The organism is Mesorhizobium sp. WSM4814 (assembly GCF_055811595.1).
Genome location: NZ_JBVVQT010000068.1, coordinates 1 through 1,057, shown reverse-complemented (window position 1 = coordinate 1,057; position 1,057 = coordinate 1). Strand labels below are relative to the sequence as shown.

The following is a 1,057-nucleotide window of genomic DNA, read 5'->3' as shown; positions in this document are numbered from 1 at the left end:
TAGAGCGGGATGAAGAGAGGCTGAATCGAAGGGGGATTCCCAAATCAGCGGGGATTTGATTCAACATGCTGGCTGGGGATGGAGGCCAGGCATGGATGGGCAAGCCTTATTCGATGGATCTGCGCGAGCGGGTTGTTGGTGCGGTTGAGCAGGAGGGCCTGTCGCGGCGGCAGGCGGCGGCGCGTTTTGGGGTCGGCATCAGCACGGTCATCCGGTGGGTTCGCCGGCTGCGGGAAACGGGCATGGTGGAGCCCGGCAAGATGGGCGGGCGACGGCCGAAGAAGATTGCCGGTGCGCACCGCGACTGGCTTATCGAGCGCTGCCGCAATACAGACTTCACGCTGCGCGGCCTTGTGGCAGAACTGGCCGAGCGCGGGCTGAAGGTCGACTACCGCTCGGTGTGGGAGTTCGTCCGTGCCGAGAAGCTGACGCACAAAAAAAGACGCTGATCGCCGCCGAGCAGGATCGGCCCGATGTGGCGCGTCGGCGGGCGCAGTGGAAGGCCCATCAGGGCCGGATCGCCGCCTCCCGCCTGGTCTTCATCGACGAGACCTGGACCAAGACCAACATGGCTCCGCTCCGGGGCTGGGCGCCGCGCGGCCAGCGCCTGAAAGCCAAGGTGCCGCATCGACGCTGGAAGACCATGACCTTCCTGGCTGCCCTGCGCCACGACCGCGTCGACGCCCCCTGGCTCATCGACGGGCCGATCAACGGCGAGCGCTTCCGGCTCTACGTCGAGAAGGTGCTCCTGCCCACCCTCAAGCCGGGCGACATCGTCGTCATCGACAATCTCGGCTCGCACAAGGGCAAGGCCGTCCGGCACGCCATCCGCAAAGCCGGCGCCAAGCTCTTCTTCCTGCCCAAATACTCGCCGGACCTGAATCCAATCGAGCTGCTCTTCGCCAAGCTCAAGCACCTGCTGCGAAAGGCCGCCAGACGCACCACCGACGCCGTCTGCAGCGCCATCGGCCAAATCCTCGACACCGTCACATCAAAGGAATGCGCCAACTACTTCACCGAGGCCGGCTATGTCCCAACCTAAAATCATCGCGCTCTA

At 64.8% G+C, this 1,057-nt stretch carries 1 protein-coding gene; it reads left to right on the top strand.

The window, feature by feature from the left end; translation table 11 throughout:
- Positions 1 to 95 precede the first annotated feature (95 nt).
- Positions 96 to 1,042 (top strand): IS630 family transposase gene (locus AC0L2V_RS32170; protein ID WP_473498205.1). Its coding sequence is split into 2 segments (ribosomal slippage): positions 96 to 434 and positions 437 to 1,042, totalling 945 coding nucleotides; the frame shifts between segments, so codons are not numbered across the junction.
- The last annotated feature ends 15 nt before the right edge of the window (positions 1,043 to 1,057 follow it).